General features: G+C 69.5%; 22 protein-coding genes. 11 read left to right on the top strand and 11 right to left on the bottom strand.

The genetic code is table 11. The features are described 5' to 3' along the window. Positions 1-12: 12 nt before the first annotated feature. From sucD to purH, 5 genes are all read left to right on the top strand, one after another. Positions 13-927 carry a succinate--CoA ligase subunit alpha gene (gene sucD, locus ON27_RS23850; RefSeq protein ID WP_043732094.1) on the top strand — a complete coding sequence of 305 codons (915 nt, stop codon included), beginning with the start codon at positions 13-15 and terminating at the stop codon, positions 925-927. A 438-nt stretch (positions 928-1,365) separates the two neighbouring features. Then, positions 1,366-2,433 carry a DUF5336 domain-containing protein gene (locus ON27_RS23845; RefSeq protein ID WP_043732090.1) on the top strand — a complete coding sequence of 356 codons (1,068 nt, stop codon included), beginning with the start codon at positions 1,366-1,368 and terminating at the stop codon, positions 2,431-2,433. A 79-nt stretch (positions 2,434-2,512) separates the two neighbouring features. Continuing rightward, positions 2,513-3,997, top strand: coding sequence for a cell division protein PerM (locus tag ON27_RS44150; protein WP_043732085.1), 1,485 nt, complete (start codon positions 2,513-2,515; stop codon positions 3,995-3,997). Between the two features lie 58 nt (positions 3,998-4,055). After that, complete coding sequence (purN, locus tag ON27_RS23835; protein WP_086007538.1) at positions 4,056-4,712, top strand: phosphoribosylglycinamide formyltransferase; 657 nt, start codon at positions 4,056-4,058, stop codon at positions 4,710-4,712. Next, complete coding sequence (purH, locus tag ON27_RS23830; RefSeq protein WP_043732077.1) at positions 4,709-6,280, top strand: bifunctional phosphoribosylaminoimidazolecarboxamide formyltransferase/IMP cyclohydrolase; 1,572 nt, start codon at positions 4,709-4,711, stop codon at positions 6,278-6,280. The genes purN and purH overlap by 4 nt, the downstream gene beginning before the upstream one ends. A gap of 263 nt (positions 6,281-6,543) precedes the next feature. Here the strand turns inward: purH and ON27_RS23825 are convergent, their stop codons facing one another. Then, on the bottom strand, positions 6,544-7,005 hold the full coding sequence (locus ON27_RS23825) for a hypothetical protein (protein ID WP_043732074.1): 462 nt from the start codon (positions 7,003-7,005) through the stop codon (positions 6,544-6,546). Between the two features lie 214 nt (positions 7,006-7,219). On the opposite strand from ON27_RS23825, the gene ON27_RS23820 reads away from it, so the two are divergent. Further along, positions 7,220-7,810, top strand: a complete 591-nt coding sequence (locus tag ON27_RS23820; protein ID WP_043732071.1) for a LysM peptidoglycan-binding domain-containing protein — start codon at positions 7,220-7,222, stop codon at positions 7,808-7,810. Positions 7,811-7,894: 84 nt separating this feature from the next. Here ON27_RS23820 and rpsR read toward each other — a convergent pair whose 3' ends face one another. From rpsR to rpmB, 4 genes are read right to left on the bottom strand one after another with little or no spacing between them, the layout of a single operon-like run. Further along, positions 7,895-8,149 (bottom strand): 30S ribosomal protein S18, encoded by a 255-nt coding sequence (gene rpsR, locus ON27_RS23815; protein WP_011211513.1) that lies wholly within the window; start codon positions 8,147-8,149, stop codon positions 7,895-7,897. 34 nt (positions 8,150-8,183) lie between these two features. Then, a complete protein-coding gene (gene rpsN, locus ON27_RS23810) occupies positions 8,184-8,489 on the bottom strand; it encodes a 30S ribosomal protein S14 (protein WP_043732067.1) in 306 nt (101 codons plus the stop codon). A gap of 1 nt (position 8,490) precedes the next feature. Beyond that, the gene (rpmG, locus tag ON27_RS23805; protein WP_019049259.1) at positions 8,491-8,661 is read right to left on the bottom strand and encodes a 50S ribosomal protein L33; all 171 of its coding nucleotides are present in this window, start codon (positions 8,659-8,661) and stop codon (positions 8,491-8,493) included. A gap of 10 nt (positions 8,662-8,671) precedes the next feature. After that, positions 8,672-8,908: a 50S ribosomal protein L28 gene (rpmB, locus tag ON27_RS23800; RefSeq protein ID WP_043697994.1), complete on the bottom strand. Its 237-nt coding sequence runs from the start codon at positions 8,906-8,908 to the stop codon at positions 8,672-8,674. Between the two features lie 101 nt (positions 8,909-9,009). Here rpmB and mrf point away from each other — a divergent pair, with 101 nt between their 5' ends. Genes mrf through rpmF form a run of 3 tightly spaced genes read left to right on the top strand, consistent with a single transcriptional unit; the run spans position 9,010 to position 10,794 of the window. Next, entirely contained in the window at positions 9,010-10,362 is a 1,353-nt protein-coding gene (mrf, locus tag ON27_RS23795) for a ribosome hibernation factor-recruiting GTPase MRF (protein WP_245560075.1), read from the top strand. After that, positions 10,359-10,619 carry a type B 50S ribosomal protein L31 gene (locus ON27_RS23790; RefSeq protein WP_043732063.1) on the top strand — a complete coding sequence of 87 codons (261 nt, stop codon included), beginning with the start codon at positions 10,359-10,361 and terminating at the stop codon, positions 10,617-10,619. The genes mrf and ON27_RS23790 overlap by 4 nt, the downstream gene beginning before the upstream one ends. Before the next feature lies 1 nt (position 10,620). Beyond that, positions 10,621-10,794, top strand: a complete 174-nt coding sequence (gene rpmF / locus ON27_RS23785) for a 50S ribosomal protein L32 (protein WP_043732060.1) — start codon at positions 10,621-10,623, stop codon at positions 10,792-10,794. A 623-nt stretch (positions 10,795-11,417) separates the two neighbouring features. On the opposite strand, the gene ON27_RS23780 is transcribed toward rpmF, so the two are convergent. The 6 genes from ON27_RS23780 to ON27_RS23755 all read right to left on the bottom strand — a co-directional run bounded on the left by ON27_RS23780 (position 11,418) and on the right by ON27_RS23755 (position 17,619). After that, positions 11,418-12,467 carry a glycoside hydrolase domain-containing protein gene (locus tag ON27_RS23780; protein WP_169334528.1) on the bottom strand — a complete coding sequence of 350 codons (1,050 nt, stop codon included), beginning with the start codon at positions 12,465-12,467 and terminating at the stop codon, positions 11,418-11,420. 155 nt (positions 12,468-12,622) lie between these two features. Next, a complete protein-coding gene (locus tag ON27_RS23775) occupies positions 12,623-13,423 on the bottom strand; it encodes an MHYT domain-containing protein (RefSeq protein ID WP_043732057.1) in 801 nt (266 codons plus the stop codon). After that, positions 13,416-14,039: a GTP-binding protein gene (locus ON27_RS23770; RefSeq protein ID WP_051046937.1), complete on the bottom strand. Its 624-nt coding sequence runs from the start codon at positions 14,037-14,039 to the stop codon at positions 13,416-13,418. The genes ON27_RS23775 and ON27_RS23770 overlap by 8 nt, the downstream gene beginning before the upstream one ends. A 34-nt stretch (positions 14,040-14,073) precedes the next feature. After that, positions 14,074-14,445, bottom strand: coding sequence for a DUF742 domain-containing protein (locus ON27_RS23765; RefSeq protein WP_040782732.1), 372 nt, complete (start codon positions 14,443-14,445; stop codon positions 14,074-14,076). 7 nt (positions 14,446-14,452) lie between these two features. Next, positions 14,453-14,863 carry a roadblock/LC7 domain-containing protein gene (locus ON27_RS23760; RefSeq protein WP_043732054.1) on the bottom strand — a complete coding sequence of 137 codons (411 nt, stop codon included), beginning with the start codon at positions 14,861-14,863 and terminating at the stop codon, positions 14,453-14,455. Next, positions 14,860-17,619, bottom strand: a complete 2,760-nt coding sequence (locus tag ON27_RS23755) for a sensor histidine kinase (protein WP_043732052.1) — start codon at positions 17,617-17,619, stop codon at positions 14,860-14,862. The genes ON27_RS23760 and ON27_RS23755 overlap by 4 nt, the downstream gene beginning before the upstream one ends. Positions 17,620-17,975: 356 nt before the next feature. On the opposite strand from ON27_RS23755, the gene ON27_RS23750 reads away from it, so the two are divergent. Both ON27_RS23750 and ON27_RS23745 read left to right on the top strand, forming a co-directional pair. Continuing rightward, positions 17,976-18,662 (top strand): response regulator transcription factor, encoded by a 687-nt coding sequence (locus ON27_RS23750; RefSeq protein ID WP_043732050.1) that lies wholly within the window; start codon positions 17,976-17,978, stop codon positions 18,660-18,662. A gap of 10 nt (positions 18,663-18,672) precedes the next feature. Continuing rightward, positions 18,673-20,127, top strand: a complete 1,455-nt coding sequence (locus tag ON27_RS23745) for a sensor histidine kinase (protein ID WP_043732048.1) — start codon at positions 18,673-18,675, stop codon at positions 20,125-20,127. The last annotated feature ends 133 nt before the right edge of the window (positions 20,128-20,260 follow it).

Raw genomic sequence — 20,260 nt, 5'->3', positions numbered from 1 at the left:
GGACGAAACGAAATGTCTATCTTCCTGAACAAGGACTCCAAGGTCATCGTCCAGGGCATCACCGGCGGCGAGGGCACCAAGCACACCGCGCTGATGCTGAAGGCGGGCACCCGGATCGTGGGCGGTGTGAACGCGCGCAAGGCGGGCACCACCGTCGCGCACACCGACTCCGGCGGCAACGCGGTCGAGCTGCCGGTGTTCGGCACCGTCGCGGAGGCCATCAAGGAGACCGGCGCCGACGTGTCCATCGCGTTCGTGCCGCCGAAGTTCGCCAAAGACGCCGTCATCGAGGCCATCGACGCGGAGATCCCGCTGCTGGTGGTCATCACCGAGGGCATCCCGGTGCAGGACACCGCGTACGCGTGGGCCTACAACGTGGAGAAGGGCGCCAAGACCCGGATCATCGGCCCGAACTGCCCCGGCATCATCACCCCCGGCGAGTCGCTGGTCGGCATCACCCCGGCCAACATCACCGGCAAGGGCCCGATCGGCCTGGTGTCCAAGTCCGGCACGCTGACCTACCAGATGATGTACGAGCTGCGCGACTTCGGCTTCTCGACCTCCATCGGCATCGGCGGCGACCCGGTCATCGGCACCACCCACATCGACGCCATCGAGGCGTTCGAGAAGGACCCGGAGACCAAGCTGATCGTGATGATCGGCGAGATCGGCGGCGACGCCGAGGAGCGGGCCGCGGCCTACATCAAGGCCAACGTCACCAAGCCGGTCGTCGGCTACGTGGCGGGCTTCACCGCCCCCGAGGGCAAGACGATGGGCCACGCGGGCGCCATCGTGTCCGGCTCGTCGGGCACCGCCCAGGCGAAGAAGGACGCGCTGGAGGCCGCGGGCGTGAAGGTCGGCAAGACCCCGTCCGAGACCGCCGCGCTGGCTCGCGAAATCCTGGAGAAGGCCAGCATCAGCGCCTGATCTCGCACCGCGCACGAAGGCCGCCTCCGAATTCGGGGGGCGGCCTTCGTCATGTGTGGCGGTGGGCTCTGGCTGGGCAGTAGCCGAGCGTCCGGACCAGCCACGTGCGGAATGAGGGTATAGCGAGGGGTTCGTTGTCCCTTCTCTGTCCTCACGAGGCAGCCGGACGGATGGTTCATCGGATGGTCACCGCGAAATTCCCCGCTATTGAGAACCCGTGTGGTGTGAAAAGCGCCATCGCGGGCAACTGTTTCTATGAGCGGTAGGTGGTCTCGCTAGGAGTTCCGTGCCGGACACCGTCCGCGGCCTGCCGGGATACGGGCGGATTCGCTCGTCCCGGCGCCGTCGCGGCGGGGTGACCTGGGCGTGGGAGTGCAGTAGCGTCAGAAGTAATCCAGCCGTGAAGACCATGTACGACTCGATTTAGGAGACGACGACATGTCCTACCCGACCGGGGGCTCCGGGTACAACACACCCTCGCCCTCAACGCCATCCAGCCAGGGCCCGGTGACGGGTGGCGCCAGTGCAGGTTCGAGCGCCACCGGTTCCGATGCCAAAGGTCTGCCGTTCTTCCTGGTGGTCGGCGTAGCGGCGCTCGGCGTGATCAACTTCCTGCTCGGCTTCCTGCCGTTCCTCGGCAGCAAGCCGATCGATTTCGGCGGCACCAGGGTCAGCGGCCCGGAGTCGGCCAACCTCTTCGAGGTGGCCTCCGGCTCGCCGCTGCTGGGCCTGTTGCTGCTCGGCGGTCTGCTTGCCGGGTTGTCGCTGCTGCCGAAGCAGAATTGGACCGGCGCGGCCGCCGCGGCGTCGACCGCGGGCTTCCTCGCGCTGCTGTTCCAGTCGTTCAACTTCGGCGAGGGCAGCGAGTTGAAGGTGGGCGCGTTCATCCTGCTAGTGCTGGCCTTCGCGCAGGCCGCGGTGGCGATCGCCGCGACATTGTTCGAAGCGGGCATCCTCAAGGCGCCCGCGCCGCGCCCGGCCGCCGCGCCGAGCGGCTTCGGCCAGGGCGGCTTCGGGCAGCAGCCGCCGTCGTACGGACAGCAGTCCTACGGCCAGGGCCAGCCCCAGCCCGGCTACGGCGCGAGCCCGTACGGGCAGTCCGGCTACGGCGCTCAGTCCGCTCCGCCGCAGTTCCCGTCCCAGGCGCAGCAGCAGTCGCCCTATGGGCAGAGCCAGCCCGGTTACGGCCAGCAAGCTCAGCAAGGCCAGCCTGGCCAGTCCTACGGGCAGCCGCAGTCGCCCTACGGGCAGAGCCAGCCGACGACGACCTACGGCACGTCCCAGCAGCCGGGTTCGCCCTACGGCGCGCAGCCGCGCCCGGACGAGAGCGTGACCCAGCACTTCGGCGGGCAGCAGTCCGGCCAGCAGTCGCCCTACGGTTCGGGCTACGGGCAGCAGCAGGCCCAGCCGAGCCAGCAGAACAAGCCGTTCGGCGGCGAGCAGAGCGGTGATCCCGCTTCGGACGCAACCCAGGCGTTCCGTCCCTCGGACGACAACAACAAGTAGGAACTCGGCGGCATCCTCCCGGGTGCGCGGCGGCGCGCCTGCGTCGCTCGCGCCGGGGAGGATGCCACGCTGAATTGTCATGAGCTCCTCCAGAAACTCCTCGACCCGCCGAATCGGCGGGTCGCGTGCGTCGCAGCCGCATTCGGAAGCGGACGAAGCCGGGTTTCTGTCCCTCACTCCGGAGCGGTCCAGAGTTCTCATCGCGGTCGCGGGCCGTCCCTCCGCCTTCGGGCTGACCACCCTCGTGGTCCTGGTGTTCGGCGCTCTGCTCGCCTCGGGCAGCGATCTCGCGGGCGCGTCCGGGGCTATCGCCGCCTCCTGGCTCGGGGTGCACCAGGTTCCGCTGGTGATCGGCAAGACATCGCTCGGGCTGCTTCCGCTGTTGCCCACCGCGCTGCTGGTCTGGCTGGCCGCGCGGGAGTGCGCGCGCGCCGTGGAACCGCGGTGCACCAGGGCGGATCTCGGCTGGCTCGTGGGCGCCGCGGTGGGCGGTCCGCTGCTGGTCACCTCCGTCTGCCTCGCGGTCACCGAAGACGCCTCCGGTGTGCTCCCGCTGCAACCGCCGAACACCCTCGCCGCCTTCGCGTGGGTCACCGCGCTGTATCTGCTCGCCGCCGCGATCGGGATCGCCGTCCGCCTCCGGCAACAGCTGTACGTGCTGCTGCGCCTGCCCGATTGGGCGGTCTCGGCCCTCTACGGCGCGGGCCGGTCCGTCCTGCGGCTGCTGGGCTGCGCCACGGCGGTGGTGGTGATCTCCTTCTTGGCGCACATCTCGCGGCTGGGCGAGATGTACGGATCGGCGGGCAACGCCGGTGGCGTCCTCGGCTTGACCTTGCTCTCCCTGGCGTATCTGCCGAATCTCGCGATCCAGGCCGTCGGTGTGCTGGTCGGTTCCAGCGCGCAGATCGGCGCCGCCTCCTTCGGAGTGTTCTCCGTGGTCGGCGGCCCGATCCCGGCCTTCCCCTTGCTCGCCGCGGTGCCGACCGGTCCGGCGGCGGGATGGTGGCCGGTGCTGCTGCTGGTCCCCGCCGCGGTCGGCGTACTCGGCGGGCTGGACCTGGCCCGTACCTCCACCGACCGGATCACCGCGCCGTGGGCCACGTTGGCCTCCGCCGCGCTCGCCGCGATCGCGTTGACGGTGGCGGGCGTGGTCGCGGGCGGCGAACTCGGCACGGTCGGCCGGGTCGGTCTCGACCTGCCACTGTTTCCCCTGATCACGTTCGCCTGGCTCGCGATTCCCGGCTACGCGGGGCTGGTGTTCGCGCGCTGGTTCCTCGTGCCCGTCGGCGTCCCGCCGGTCGATTACACCGACCCGTACGACGACTACGACGAGGACGACGCCTACTACGAAGCGGACGACCGCGACTACTACGAAGACGACGACTACTACTACGACGACTACGACCGGCCCGAGCTGGAGGGTCCGCTGGACGCCGAACTCGTCGACGAGCCGCCCGCGATCGAGACCGGCGGCCGGTACCAGCCCCACGCGGGCCCGGACATCGTCGACGCCGAGGTGGTCGAGGCGGACCTGCCGGACAGTGACCGGATGGACGGTCGTTAGGCTCTAACCCGGCGGTGCCGCATCCGTCCGCCATCCGATCGATCGCAGGAGTAGAGCGCTGACGTCTCCGCATGCCCCGTGGAAGCCCGCAGCGACGCCGGCCACCGTCGTCGTGCTGGCGTCGGGCACCGGTTCGCTGCTGCGCGCCCTGCTGGACGCCGCGTCCGCACCCGGCTACCCGGCGAAGGTCGTCGCCGTCGGCGTCGACCGGCTCTGCGCCGCCACGACGCATGCCGACGCCGCGGGTGTACCGCACTTCCGGGTGTCGCTGAAGGACCATCCGGACCGCGCCGCGTGGGATGTCGAACTCACCGAGGCGGTCGCCGCGCACGATCCGGACCTCGTAGTGTCGGCGGGCTTCATGAAACTGCTCGGGCCCGCCTTCCTGGACCGGTTCGGCGGCCGGATCATCAACACCCACCCCGCCCTGCTGCCCGCCTTCCCCGGCGCGCACGGTGTGCGTGACGCGCTGGCCTACGGAGCGCGGGTCACCGGCTGCACCGTGCACTTGGTGGACGAGGGCGTGGACACCGGGCCGATCCTCGCGCAGGAGGCGGTGGCGGTGCTGCCGGGTGACGACGAGGACACCCTGCACGAGCGCATCAAGATTGTCGAGCGACGGTTGCTGGCGGAGGTCGTCGCCGCCGTCGCGACGCGAGGCATTGTCTCCGACGGACGAAAGGCAGTTATCCCAGATGAGCGAGTTCTCCGGTGAGTGAACGCAAGCCGATCAGCAGGGCGCTGGTGAGCGTCTACGACAAGACGGGTCTCGTCGAGCTCGCGACCGGTTTGCACGCCGCCGGCGTCGAGCTGGTCTCGACCGGGTCCACCGCGGGCAGGATCGCCGACGCGGGCATCCCGGTGACCAAGGTCGAGGATCTGACCGGGTTCCCGGAGACCCTGGACGGCCGGGTGAAGACGCTGCACCCCCGGGTGCACGCGGGCATCCTGGCCGACTCGCGCAAGCAGAAGCACGTCGAGCAGCTGGCCGAACTCGGCGTGGAGCCGTTTCAGCTGGTGGTGGTGAACCTCTACCCCTTCACCCAGACCGTCGCCGGCGGCGCCACCCCCGACGAGTGCGTGGAGCAGATCGATATCGGCGGGCCGTCGATGGTGCGCGCCGCGGCCAAGAACCATCCCTCGGTGGCGGTGGTCGTGGACAGCGGCGATTACGACGACGTGCTCGCCGCGGTGAAGTCCGGCGGCTTCACGCTGGCCGAGCGCACGGCCTTGGCCGCGAAGGCGTTCCAGCACACCGCGAGTTACGACGTCGCGGTCGCGAGCTGGATGTCCAATGTGCTGATCGCGGAGAACCCCGACGAAGACGCGGCGATCCGGTTCCCCGAATGGCTCGGCGCCACCTGGGAGCGGTCGGCGGTGCTGCGCTACGGCGAGAACCCGCATCAGGCCGCCGCGCTGTACACCAGCGGCGACGGCGGTCTCGGACTGGCCCAGGCGCGGCAGTTGCACGGCAAGGAGATGTCGTACAACAACTACGTCGACGCCGACGCGGCCTGGCGCGCCGCCTTCGACCACGAGGCCCCGGCCGTCGCGATCATCAAGCACGCCAACCCGTGCGGCATCGCCCTCGGCGCGGACATCGCCGCGGCGCACCGCAAGGCGCACGCGTGCGACCCGGTCAGCGCGTTCGGTGGGGTGATCGCCGCCAACCGCGAGGTCACCGTGCAGATGGCCGAGCAGGTCGCCGAGATCTTCACAGAGGTGATCGTCGCGCCGTCCTACGCCGACGGCGCGGTGGAGGTGTTGCAGCGCAAGAAGAACGTGCGCATCCTCGTCGCCGAGCCGCCCCGCCGCGCGGGCGCGGAACTGCGGCCGATCAGCGGCGGCGTTCTGCTGCAGCAGCGTGACGTGCTGGACGCCGCAGGCGACGATCCGGCCGGTTGGACCTTGGCCGCGGGCGAGCCCGCCGACGCGGAAACGCTGGCCGATCTGGCGTTCGCCTGGCGTGCCTGCCGTGCCGTGAAGTCCAACGCGATCCTGCTCGCGCACGACGGCGCTTCGGTGGGTGTCGGCATGGGGCAGGTCAACCGGGTGGACGCGGTCGGCCTCGCGGTGCAGCGGGCCGGTGACCGTGCCAAGGGCTCGGTGGCGGCCTCGGACGCCTACTTCCCGTTCCCGGACGGCCCGCAGACGCTGATCCAGGCCGGTGTCCGCGCCATCGTGCAGCCCGGTGGTTCGGTGCGCGACCAGGAAACCATCGACCTCGCCCGCGAGGCGGGCGTCACGCTGTATCTCACCGGGGCCCGCCACTTCGCTCACTGAAATCGATGATGCCGCAACGCCGCGTCGGATCACGGTCCGACGCGGCGTCCGCGTTTCCGGGGCGGTGGCTGGAATTCGCGGTGGCGCAACAGTTTCGGCGCAGGTAACCGGTCATGAACCAGGAAATACGTTGCGGCGCGGTGAAGCTCGCATCGACGGCTCGTACGGCGGCCGGTCGCAAGCTGGCAGCTACTCGGCTCGGCGGTGGACGGCTCGGGGCGAGCCGCCGCCGTGCGCGGTAGTGGAGCGCGCCGTGCGGTGTCCTAGACCGCGCTGAGCACCGTGCGGTTGCCGAGCGGTTCCTTCAGCGGCACCTCCAGCGTCCCGAAGACCGCGACCATCGTGCACATCCGGCCGACCGCCTCGGCGCGGCTGCCCGAGCGCAGCTCGACCGTGACCGTGGACGCGGACTCGGTGACCGCGGCGTCCACGCCGTAGCACTCCGGCGACCCGGTTTCGAAATTCACCGCGATCTTGTTGTCCGCCAACCGAGTCCACGATTGGAACGGGATCGGGTGCGCGCCGACGATGGTCGGATCGGCGGTGAACGGCTTGCCCTCGTTTCCGCGCGGGTCCTCGACCGGCGTGCGGGGCGCGGCGGTCGTCGTGGCGCTCGGGTCCGGCGCTGCCCCCTTCTCGTCCGAGTCGCCGCAGCCCGTTGCGGTGAGACAGGCGAGCACTACGGCGACAGCTGTGGCGGCGCGTCCGGCCTGGATCCGATCCATACCGACACCCTAGTCCCGGCGTCCCCGCCCATAGCGCGCCCCGGGTGTGTGGTGCACCAAGACGAACCTCACAGTGAACATTCCGCGAACCGTGCGCGTAATCGCTCCGGAAACCGTTCGCGCACAGTAAGTTCGGCGGGGGTGCGCGCCAGGGGAGTCAGCGGCGCGGACCCATGTCGGATGCTCTACCAGTTTTTCCGGAAAGGAAATCATCGTGGTCGACACGCTGCGCGTAGGCGAAGAACTCGGACGGGGCCAGTCCCTCCAGGGCGGGGCCTACACCCTCACTCTGCAGGACGACGGCAATCTGGTGCTGTCCGAGCCGGACGGAAATGTGGTGTGGGCGACGCAGACGCACGATCAAGGCGTGGAGCGCGCGGTGCTGCAGGACGACGGCAACTTCGTCCTCTACAAGGGCGACGGCGCCGCGTGGGCCACCGAGACCAACGGCCAGTCGGCCGATCGGCTGGTGGTGCAGGCCGATCGCAACGTCGTGCTGTACGGCGCGGACGGCAGCGCGCTGTGGGCTTCCGGCACCCACACCGACACCCCCCTGCCCGCCCCGGAGCCGGAACCGGCCCAGGAGCAGGTCCAGGAGCAGGTCGCGGCTCCGGCCGCCGAAGAGGTGCCGCCCCCGCCGCCGGCTCCCGAGCCGCGCACCTACACCGTCGAGCCCGGCGACACCCTGTGGGCGATCGCCGAGCGCTTCTACGGTGACGGCAACCGGTACCAGGAGATCGCGGACGCCAGCGGCATCCCGAACCCGGACGCGATCAACCCCGGCCAGGTGCTGACCATCCCGTGACCCGGGCGGCTGGGTAGCGACGACAAAGACCCCCGGTGCTCGCGCCTCGGGGGTCTTCTTCGTCTTGCTCGTGGCGCGCCGCGCCTACCGGCTGGTGAACGGCAGCAGCGCCATCTCACGGGCGTTCTTCACCGCGACAGCGACCTGGCGCTGCTGCTGCGGGGTGAGCCCGGTGACCCGGCGGCTGCGGATCTTGCCGCGATCGGAGATGAACGTGCGCAGCAGGTTCACGTCTTTGTAGTCGACCGTCTCGATGCCGGCGGCGATGAGCGGGTTCTTCTTCGGACGGCGGGCCTGCTCGGCGCGAACCTTCTTAGACGGTGCTCGCTTGACTGCCATATGACGAGTTCCTTCTCACGAGAACAGTGGTTGTCTACCAGCTCGATTTGTGCACACCGGGCAACTCGCCACGGTGGGCCATCTCGCGCACACGCACACGGGAGAGTCCGAACTTCCGGAGATGACCGCGCGGTCGTCCGTCGGCGGCGTCCCGATTGCGCAATCGTACCGGACTGGCGTCGCGCGGCTGGCGGCGCAGTTCGGCCTCGGCGGCCGCCCGCTCGCCCTCCGGCGTGCCCGGCTTCCGGATGAGCTCCTTGAGTTCGGCGCGGCGTGCGGCGTAGCGGGCCACAATGGCCCGGCGCTGCTGGTCGCGCGCGATCTTCGATTTCTTGGCCATCTCAGCGCTCCTCGCGGAAGTCGACGTGTTTGCGCACCACCGGATCGTACTTGCGCAGGACCAGGCGGTCCGGGTCGTTGCGGCGGTTCTTGCGGGTCACGTAGGTGTAGCCGGTGCCCGCGGTGGACTTCAGCTTGACGATCGGGCGGATGTCGGTCGATTTCGACGCCATGGGTCGCTCCTCAGATCTTGTCGCCGCGGGCTCGGATGCGGGCCACCACGGCCTCGATGCCGTCCCGATCGATGGTCTTGATGCCCTTGGCGGAAACGGTCAGTGTGACGCGCCGTCCTTCGCTGGGCAGGTAGTAGGTCTTGCGCTGGACGTTGGGGTTCCAGCGGCGGCTGGTCCGCTTGTGCGAGTGCGACACGGACTTGCCGAAGCCGGGCTTGCGCCCGGTGACCTGGCAGTGGGCCGACATGCGGGCTCCTCCAGTAGATGACAATCATTTTCGACAATGGCTGGTCGACAATGTACCGTTGCCCTACAGCAAATGAAAATCGTTACTGAAAGGGGTTCCCGGTGGCTGCGGCAGATTCCACCCTGTTCCCACCCGAGTCCGACCGCAGAACGCCCGTGGTGGCGCTCGCCGGTTTCGCCGGACTCGCCGCGGCGGGCGTGGATCGCGCGGCCGCGGTGCTCGGCATGGCGCCGGGCACCGTCGTGGTCCGCCACGACCTGACCCAGCTGCGGGAGGGCATCGTGCACCGCACCGTGCGCACCGCGACACAGGAGACCTCGGCGGTGCTGGAGCTCGCACACGGTTGTGTCTCCTGCACGCTGCGGATGGATCTGCTTCCGCTGCTGTGCACGCTCGCCCGGCGGGAGTCGGTCGACCGCATCGTGCTCGCGCTGGACCCGGCGTTCGAGGCCGAAGCGGTGTGCCACGCCATCGAGCACGTCGTGGTCGCGGGCGTGCACGGCCGGGTGGACGGTCCAGCCGGGCGCGACGTGCGCGTGGACGCGGTGCTGACCTGCCTGGACGCCGACGCCTGGCTCGCCGACGCGACCGGCGAGGAGACGCTCGCCGAGCGCGGCCTCGCCACCGCCGACGACGACCGCACGGTGGCGCAGGTCGCCGTCGGCCAGGTCGATTTCGCCGATGCCGTCATCGCCCTCGGCGCGGCCGACGCGCCCGCAGCGCTGCTCGCCGACGCGCGGGCCGACCGGGCCAAGCTGGCCGCGGTACTGGGCAGGCTGGTCCCTGGTGCGCCGATCGCGTGGGTGGACGAGCTGTCCAGGCTCACGCCCGCCCTGGTCGAGACGCTGCTTACCCGTGTCCCCGCCGATTCCCGGCGGGGCCGGATCTTCGACGCCCACGCGCCGTTGCTGCGTGGCAGGCCGCCCTTGACCGCCGACTGCGGCGTCGAACTCGTGGAGTTCGCCGCGGCGCGGCCGTTCCATCCCGCTCGTTTGCACGAGGCGCTCGATGTACTGCTCGACGGTGTGGTAACCGCGCGCGGGCGCGTCTGGCTGGCCACCCAGCCCGACGAGGTGGTGTGGCTCGAATCCGCCGGCGGTGGCCTGCGGGTGGGCGGCGCGGGGCGCTGGCTGGCCGCGATGTCGGAAGCCGAACTGGCCGAGGCGGACCCGGAGCGCCGCGCGATGGCGGCCCTGCGCTGGGACGACCGGTTCGGCGATCGGGACATCTCGCTGTCGATCCTGGTGCACGAGGCCGATCCGGCGGAGATCCGCGAAGCGCTGCACTGGGCGCTGGTGGAGGACGACGAACTGCGCTTGGTCGAGCGCGCGCCGGAGCGAGTGGCCCTCTGGGAAGACCCGTTCGGCGACTGGCACGCCGACCCGTGCGCGAGCGACGAGGCGGCGGGACAACCAGTGGAAGACGCGAAAAGCCCGAAAGGAGAAGCGAAATGAAGAAGGGGATCCATCCGGACTACCACCCGGTGATCTTCGAGGACGCGGGCACCGGAAAGCGGTTCCTCACCCGGTCCACGGCCACCAGCGCACGCACCGTGGAGTGGACCGACGGCAACACCTATCCGCTGCTGATGGTGGACGTCACCGCTGATTCACACCCGTTCTGGACCGGCGCGCACCGCGTGCTGGACTCCCAGGGACGGGTGGAGAAGTTCGAACGCAAATACGGCAAGCGCGCACGGAAGGGCTCCTGAGATGGCGGTACCGAAGCGGAAGATGTCGCGGTCGAACACCCGCAGCCGCCGGTCGAACTGGAAGGCCGCACCGGTTGACCTGGTGCCCGTGACGATCGGGGGCGTCGTGCACAAGGTGCCGCGCAGGTTGGTCGCGGCCGTGCGGCGCGGTCTGATCGACCTCGACCGGTTCTGAGCCGGACGACCCGAAACCCGCGAAGTGTGAGCGGGGCCGCCGGTGCGAACCGGGTAGGCCCCGCTCGCTCGTTTTCGCGTCGGTCGGCATGTCCGGCGCGGGCCTTGGCGACCCAGAGGCGCCTGTCGGGGGCCGGATCGGTGAGGCGTCGAGCGATCGCTCGTCCCGCGCGCCGTGACCTTGTGGGTGCCCCGCGCTCGTCGGCGATAGCTCGCCGGATACTGCCGAGCAGCCGAAAGCGCGGGATGCTGGTCGGTCGTCCGAAAATGAGCACGCCGGGGCTCCGCACGAAAAATTTTAGGGCGATCCAGCGACACTTTAGCTAATAGTTGGCTACCTATGTGTTGCGCATCACGTCGCACTATTGCGCCGAGCGCGATTGCGGCCGGATAGCCAAGCGCTGAAACGCGCACTGAGGGTTGGTTTTTGAACCGTGAAAAGTAGATGGAAAAGGATGCGCACGCGGCCGCGGGGAGGTACCCTCGTGCTCGAGGGCGGGTTCTCCTGGTTTCCAGGAGAACCCGCTCATCGCCACTCTGGGGCCGTTTCGCGGATGGCCGCTCTCCAATTCATCTGTCGCCCTGCCGGACTGCGCGCGTTCCACGGTCGCGCCGATGCGCCGCTCAGTTTTTCGAGGTCAACTCGGACGGCCCGTCGTCATCGCGCACGGCGCGCCGCTCACCACCGTCGTGCCCCGGCAGTCCGGGAAGATCCGGCAACAGCGCCTCCAGGCGCGCCAGCTGCTCGCCGACCAGCGCCGCAGGGCCCTCGATCAGCGACAGCGGCCAGGGCCAGTGCCGCCCGTTCCAGTGCTGCACCTGCTCGGTCAGCTCGGCCGTCGTCGCCTCCAGTTCGCTGATCTCGGTCCGCAATTCGCCTACTTGCATTCGCAACTCGGCGGATTCGCGTTCCAACGCGACGATGCGCGCCAGCGCGGCGGCCAGTCCGTCCACCAGCGTTCGATTCCGGCCGTCCGCGTCGGCGCCCAGTTGCGGCCAGCCCGACAATTCCGGCCCGCGCAGCTGAATCTGGATGTCGCGCAGCACTGCCTCTTGTTCCGGCGTCACGTCCGGATCCTCCCGTCCCACGAAATCCCACTGGCCGAAATCGGTCGCTTCGGCCTCGTTCACGTCACAGCGCACGCCGCCGACCGTCACTTGGCGCAGTGTCTGATGTATGGCGCGCCTGGCCTCCACGTTCGTGCCCGACCAGGCGTCGGTCTGCCATGCCCACGTCGCGTACCCGGCGTCCAGCGCGCGGCTGACCGGCCAATACCCGCCGTAGATACCGACGTCGGCCCGGCCGAGCACCGTCGCCGCACCGTCCAGGTAGGCGTTGATGGGCAGTTGATCCCGCGGCGCGGCGTCGAAATCCGCGGAGAAATAGATCGGCCGGTCCACCCGTCCGCCGCAGCGCAGCACCTGGGCGAGGCCGGCGCGCGCGTCCACGATGCCCGCGCCGTAGCCGTCCAGCATCCGCGCGGCCGTGGTCTCCCAATTCGACACGATCGAGACGGCGTGCGCTCGCAGATCGTTCGCCTCGGCGGGAGTGAGCAGCTTGCCGGGCAGGCTCGGGCCACCGTCGGACAGGTATCGCACCACGAAATCGAACCCCGCCGCCCGGATCGCCGCGCCCCCCGGGCGTCCAGCCGCGTAGTCCAGACCGAAACGCATGGCCTCCACTGTAAGTCGGGAGGGCGAGTGAATCCGGGCCATCGCCGAATCCGGGGCGCACGCGGGGATCGGTCAGCCGGATACAACCGAGGAGGCTTGCCGCGCGCCGTGCACCCGGATACCCGGCGGCGCTGTTCGCCGATCCGGGACTCGAATCAGCGAACAGCCTCCAGCTTCGGCCTGCGAACCTTCGGCGGCCCGGCCAGCTCACGGCGGTCCGGCGCGATGAGCACCGCGGAGATCGGCACCGTCAGGGCCAGCAACCCGATGACGAACATCGGGAACACGAAGTCGAACAACTCCACGCCGTCGGGCACCTTCGCCGATCGGTTCACGTCGAAGTGCAACGCGGCGAGCGCGGTGTAGTAGGTAGCGGTCACGCCGACGCCGAACAGCAGCACCGTCGCGGCGCGGGCCAGCGGAAAGCGCATCGTCTGGAACAACCACAGCGTCGCGGTCGCGGTGATCACACCGATCACGGCGGATACCACGACCAGCCACATCGTCACGTCGACCGAGCCCTGGATCTTCAGCGAGCCGATGCCGAGGTAGTGCGTGATGCCGATGCCGAGACCGAGCACCGCGCCGCCGGGCAGCAGCAACGTCAACCGCGGCGTGCGTCCGATGATCAACAGCGCGGCGAAGACCGAGACGATCGACACCACCAGAGCGGCGACCAGGCTTCCCGTGTCGTAACGCATCGCGCTGCCCGGCACTTTCAAGCCCAGCAGGGCCACCGACGTGGCCAGCCAGGCCCCGACGCCGCCGAGCGATATCGCGGCCGAGACCAGCCAGACCAGCCGGAACTGGACCGAGCGCGCGCCGTGCAGGATGCAGGCGAGCCCGACCACCGCGCCCAGCACCGAAATGCCCAGCGACAGCCCGACCAGCCAATAGCCGAGGGCGAACTGGTCGACGGACGTTCCCGCACCACCCGCGGCCAGCACCTCACGCATGCCGCGCTGTTCCTTCCAGTTCGCTCGCCTTCAGCTGGGCGATCGCGTACTCGGTGACCGCGGCGAGCGCTTGGCGCACCTCGATCGCGTTGCGCGCGTCGATGTCCACGATCGGCACACCTTCGCGTACCGAAAGCGCCTCGCGCAGCTCGGCGATGGGGAAGCGCGGCGCGTCCGGGAAGCGGTTGACCGCGATCAGGAACGGCAGCTTGCGCGCCTCGAAGAAGTCCACCGCGGCGAAGCTGTCCTCCAGCCGCCGGGTGTCGATCAGCACCACGGCGCCGATCGCGCCGCGGATCAGGTCGTCCCACATGAACCAGAACCGCCGCTGACCCGGTGTACCGAACAGATAGAGCACCAGGTTGCCCGGCAGGATGATCCGGCCGAAATCCATGGCGACCGTGGTGGTCTCCTTCTCCGGCGTCTCGGCGAGATCGTCGATGCCGTCGGAGTAACGGGTCACCATCGCCTCGGTGCGCAGCGGAACGATCTCCGACACCGCGCCGACGAACGTGGTCTTGCCCGCGCCGAAGCCGCCCGCGACGACGATTTTCGTCGAGGCGACCCGGTTCTCGAAGCCGTCCGGCCCGGGGGCGCTTCCTGGTCCGGGATTCACACTTGGCCCGGGATGTCCACTGGGCCCCGGATTCCTATAGGGCGCGGAGTCCACGCAATGTCCTCTCCATCAGGGAACGGCGCTCGTCATAGCTCGCCTCTTCGGTCAGGGTCGAATGCACGCGCATGGTGCCGTCGACGACGAGGTCGCCGATCACCACTCGGACCATGCCCAGCGGGCGGTCCAGATGTGCCGCGATCTCCGCGACCGACAGCCGGTGCGTGCCGAGTCGCAGTATCTCGGTGCGGATGTCGCCGGTCGGCCAGTCGAGATGTGCAGTGTACGACAGGGTTTCGATGACCGCCTCCAGCGGCAGGTCGATCGCGGGTTCGGTGCGCCCCGAGGTCAGGGCGTAGGGCCGGACACGCGTGGTCGGTCGTGGTCCGGGGCCGTATGGGTTGGACATCTCACACTCAAACAGCGGTGCGCGCGGTCGCGGTGACCACCGAACCCACCCGATCGACCAGCAGCGCCATCTCGTAACCGATCCGGCCGATATCGTGCGACTTGTTGGCCAGCACCGCCAGGTGCGAGCCGTTGCCGACGCTCATCACCAGCAGATAGCCGCGCTGCATCTCCACGATCGACTGCATGACCTTGCCGCCGTCGAACAGCGAGGCCGCGCCCATGGAGAGGCTGGCAAGGCCCGCGGTGACGGCGGCGAGCTGTTCGGCGCGATCGCTGGGCAGATGCGGACTGGTGGCCTGCAACAAGCCGTCGGCCGATACCAGCACCGCATGGGAAACGCCGGGCACATCACGGGTGAAGCGGGCGACCAGCCAGTTCAGGTTCTCGTCCGTGGTGCTGTTGTTCGCGTTGGTCATGCAAGCCCTCCGTCGTTGTACTGCGCATTGGCCCGCCCGCTGCGGACCCCACTGAGATGCCTGGTCAGGTTGTTGCGAATTTCTTCCGGATCACGCGGTCCCGCGTCCTCGGCCTGCGCCAGACCGCCGGGCACCAGCTGGGCGCCCGGCCTGCGAATCGGCAGCCCGCCGACGGTGCGTGCGGTCGTGGTCGGATGGCTGGCGTCCTCCGCGGCCAGCCAGCCCGCGTCACCAGGCGAGGACCACGTGCTTTCCGGCGATTGCGAGGTCGAGGGCTCGACCAGCCATTCCGAGACCATGCGTTGATAGATGGGGGTCGGGGAGGCGCCCGCGACCGGCTGGAGCCGGGAGGAGGTCACTGTCGCGGGTTCCGGCGCCACCTCCTGCGGCGGGTCGGCGGGTACGGCGGGCTTGCGGATCGGAAGACCGGACCGGGCGGTGGTCTGCGGCGCGGGCGGCTGGCTCGGTACGGCCGGAGCGGGGCCGGTCGCCGGCTCGTCGTCCTTGATCTCGGCCCACAGATCGGGGCGCTGCTGCTCCCGCTCGACGGGCTGTTCACCGGTGGCGGGCGTCACCGGGGCGAACGAACCGGTCGGCGTGCGGTCTTCCGAGCGCGGCGTGAGCACCGGCCACGGCTGGGTGGTCGGCTGGTCGGCCGGGTTGACCGCCCGGCCCACCGGCGTGGAGACCGTGGGCTGATCGGGAGCGTCGGCGACGCGGATGGCCGGACGACGCTGCGGCAGGCCGGAACTGGTCACGCCGAAGCGCGCGGTGTCGCGCGGCGACAGGCTCGGCACCGGGACCAGGTTGCGCGGCTGCGCGCCGGTGGGCGGCGTGGCGAGCGACGGCAACTGATGCTCGGCGGTGAGGTCGAGCGGCTTGCCCGCCGGGTCGGTGACGTCCATCGGCGGCGCCACCAGCGCCCCGGGCAGGTGCACGCTGGCGGTGATGCCGGGCTGCTGCGCCATCGTGGAGGTGCGGCGCAGGCTGACGGTGATGGTGTGGCGCTTGGCCAGGCGGCCGACGACGAACAGGCCCATCCGGCGCGCGGTCTCGACGGTGACCTCACCACCGGAGGCCAGCCGGTCGTTGGTCGTCTGCAGATCCTCCAGGGACATGCCGAGGCCGCGGTCGGTGATCTCGATCAGGTAGCCGCCGTCCACCGCGCGCGACACCATCACGGTGACCGGCGTGGTCGGCGGGGAGTAACGCAGCGCGTTGTCGATCAGTTCGGCGAGCAGGTGCTCGATGTCGACGGCGGGCTCGCCCGCGACGATGCCGTCGGGCACCGCGCCGATCTCGACCCGCTGGTAGTCCTCGACCTGGGAGACCGCGCTCCAGAGCATGTCCGACAGCGGCACCGGGTGCAGCTGACCGCGGCGCAGCGCGGTACCGGCGAGCACCAGCAGGTTGTCGCCGTTGCGGCGCATGCGGGTGGCCAGGTGGTCCAGGCGGAACAGGCTCTGCAGCCGGTCGGTGTCGTCCTCGTCGTGCTCGAGATCCTCGATCAGCGCCAGCTGCTGCTCGACCAGCGATTGGCTGCGGCGCGACAGGGTCTCGAACATGTTGCCGATCTGCAGGCGCAGGCGGGCCTGATCGGCCGCCAGGTTGAGCGCCTGTTCGTGGATCTCGTCCACGGCGCGGGCCAGCTGGCCGATCTCGTCGGTGGTGTGCACCGCGACGGGGGTGATCTCCGGCGTGGTGCCGCCCGCGCGCACTACGGCGAGCTCGTCGGGCAGCTTGATGTGCGCGACCTCGAGCGCGTCCCGGCGCAGTCGGCGAACCGGGACGACCAGGGTGCGCGCGACCGAGAGAGCCAGGGCCAGACCCGCGAGCAGCATGCCGATGACGATCGTCGTCTCGCGCAGCGCACCGGTCTGCGCCTCGGTGGTGCGGTGGGCCAGCGCGCCGTCGATGGTGTCGATCAGCTGGACGGTCGTCTTCTCATAGGTGTCCGAACTGACCAGCAGCGAGTCGAGCACGGCCGGGTTGCTCGCCGGATCGGCGACGTTCTGGCTGAAAGTGCCCAGCCGGGTCTGCACCGCGTCCAGCAGGGGGCGCATGTTGCCCGCGTAGTCCGGCAGGATCTGCGCGTACTGGTAGATCATCGTGATCTCGGCGCCCGCGGCGACCAGCACGCGGGGCCGCACGCTGGGGTTGCGGCCCGCGTCCGGCGAGCCGATCAGCATGCGCTGCTGGGTGAGCACGCGCCGCGCCGTCTGCACCGACGCCAGCTGCAGGAAGTACCGCTGGATGACCAGGTCGTCCACCGACGGCGACAGCGCGAGCGCGTTGCCGATGCGTACCATGATCTCGTCGGACTGCTCGCCCACCATGGCGGGCGAGCCGTTGCGCAGGCTGTTGCGCATCGTGGTCCCGGTGGCGATGGCCGAGGCGAGCTCGGAGGTGACCCGGCCGCTGACCTTCGTGGTCTGCAACGCGGCTTCCAGCTCGGCCAGCGCCTGGTCGAACTTCGTCAGCGCCGCGTCGGTCTGCGGGTCGGCGGTGTTTCCCCAGGTGGCGGTCGCGGTGACGCCGAGTTGCTCGGTGGCCGTGCCGAACTTGACGATCGGGCGGATGATGATCGCCTGTTCGGTCGCCGCGTCCAACTGCGCCATGGTGCGCAGTTCGTTGTTGATTCGGAGCACGGCGAAGACGCCTGCCAGCAGCACCGGAAGCACCAGCACCACGCCAACCTTGCGGGTGACCGACCAGTTCGACAGGCTGAATTGCCAGGACCGCGGTGCAGCTTCCATCCGCTTCCGTCGCCTCCGCTTCACCAGTGACCTCGGGCGCGCGTGGCTGTTCGGTATTGATTCAACCCGCAAAGAACCAACTAGAGGTCTTCTTTTTACCGCACGGAACATACCGTGCAGAGTGGTCATCGGCAATCCGGGGGAGGCCGTCTGCAAATTGCCGAATATGGCTATAGAGAACAAGTTTCGCGGTGGAATGTGTAAGGGACGCGTCAACTACATGGCGCGGCCGAGGAAGGCCCTGGTCACCCGGGGTTGACGGGCGCGACGCGCCGAGAGTTAGCGGGTCTGCTCGCCCCGGCGTGTCGGGAGCGCCCTCTCAGTTACCTCTCAGTCGGTGCGGTCAAACTGGTGACATGCGCATTCTGGTGGTCGACGACGATCGGGCGGTCCGGGAATCGCTGCGCCGGTCGCTCACCTTCAACGGCTACTCCGTCGATCTCGCGGTGGATGGTGTGGACGCACTGGAGAAGGCAACCGTCCAGCGACCTGACGCCCTCGTGCTGGACGTGATGATGCCCCGGCTGGACGGGCTGGAGGTCTGCCGCCGTCTCCGCAGTACCGGCGACGATTTGCCGATTCTGGTTCTCACCGCGCGAGATTCGGTATCCGAGCGGGTCGCGGGGCTCGATGCCGGAGCCGACGACTATTTGCCGAAGCCATTCGCGCTGGAGGAACTGCTGGCCAGGCTGCGCGCGCTGTTGCGGCGCACGACCGCCGATCCGGGGGACGCTTCGGAGGCGATGAAGTTCGCTGATTTGTCGCTGGATCCGGTGACGCGTGAGGTGTCCCGCGGCGGCAGACAGATCAGTCTCACTCGCACCGAGTTCTCACTGCTGGAAATGCTGATGGCCAATCCGCGCCGGGTGCTCACGCGTAGCCGCATTCTCGAGGAGGTGTGGGGCTACGATTTCCCGACTTCGGGAAACGCGCTGGAGGTCTACATCGGTTATCTGCGCCGCAAGACCGAGGCCGAGGGCGAGCCGCGGCTGATCCACACCGTGCGCGGCGTCGGCTATGTGCTGCGTGAAACGCCACCGTAGGTCGCGGGTCATGGCACGAACAGTTCCCAAACGTCCCGTGGTCGCCGCGCTCGGCCAGCGTCCGCTCGAGCCGGCGGACATGCGCCCGCCCATGCCGCTGACACGGTCGGTGTCATTGCGGTGGCGGGTAACGCTGCTGGCTGCCTCCGTTGTGGCGATCGCGGTGGCGGTCACCTCGATCGCGGCCTACGCGCTGGTGGCGCGCGCGCTGTACGACGACGTGGACGCCCAGCTGCGCAGCCGGTCCACCGCGGTGATCGCCAGCAACCCCTACGGGTTCAACAACCTGAATCTGATGGTCGCGGCGGCCTTCTACGACGACACCGGCATCGCGCTGATCTACCCCGATCTGCGGCGCTGGCTGCCGCCGCAGTCCACCGATCCGCCGGTCGGCGCCCAGGAGGTGGCCGTGGCGCGCGGCGAGCGGAGTTCGTCGCTGCGCACGGTCGGCAATCAGCGCGTGCTGGCCGTCAACACCGACTCGGGTGCGACGCTGGTCATCTCCCAGCGACTGGACCGCACCAGGGAAGTGCTCGACCGGCTCGCCTGGCTGCTGTTCGTCGTCGGCGGCTGCGGTGTGGTGCTGGCCGCCGCGGCGGGCACGGCGGTCGGGCGGACCGGCCTGCGGCCCATCGCGCGGCTGACCGCGGCCACGGAGCGGATCGCCCGCACCGACGACCTGACCCCCATCCCGGTCACGGGTGACGACGAACTGGCAAGGCTCACCGAGAGTTTCAACATCATGCTGCGCGCGCTGACCGAATCGCGCGACCGGCAGCGCAGGCTCGTCGCGGACGCCGGGCACGAACTGCGGACGCCGCTGACGTCCCTGCGGACCAACATGGAGTTGCTCATCGCTTCGAGTCGTCCCGGCGCCCCGCGCATCCCGGACGAGGACATGGCCGGACTGCGCGCGGACGTGGTGGCGCAGATCGAGGAGTTGTCGACGCTGGTGGGCGATCTGGTCGATCTGGCGCGGGAGGACGCGCCGGAAACCGTCTACGAGCGGGTGGATCTCGGCGAGGTCGTGGAACGCGCGCTGGAGCGTGCCCGGCGCAGGCGCACCGGCATCGAGTTCGTCGCCGACCTGCGCCCGTGGTTCGTCTACGGGCACGAGGCAGGGCTGGAGCGCGCGGTGCTGAACGTGCTCGACAACGCGGCCAAGTGGAGTCCGGCGGCCGCGCAGGTCCGGATCCTGATGCGGGAGAGCGGTCCCGGCCTGCTCGAGCTGTCCATCGACGACGCGGGTCCCGGCATCCCGGCGGCCGAGCGCGAGCTGGTGTTCGAGCGTTTCTACCGGGTCATGTCGTCGCGATCCATGCCCGGCTCCGGCCTCGGTCTGGCGATCGTGAAGCAAGTGGTGACGAAACACGGCGGCACCATCGCCATCGACACCTCGCAACGCGGCGGCACTGTCGTCCGCATCGTGCTGCCCGGCGAGCCGGGCGCGCCCGCGCCCGATTGACGCATTAGGCGAGTTCATTTCCAGCACAATGTTCGCTCCGTGCGGAATATTCACCGTCGATAGGGTATTTCGCACATTGCTCCGATCGGTTTGCCGCAGGATTTGAGACATCAAGTTGCCGGTGGTTCTATTT

The organism is Nocardia asiatica NBRC 100129, from assembly GCF_000308415.1.
Lineage (GTDB): Bacteria > Actinomycetota > Actinomycetes > Mycobacteriales > Mycobacteriaceae > Nocardia > Nocardia asiatica.
This window is presented reverse-complemented; position numbering and strand designations above follow the sequence as displayed.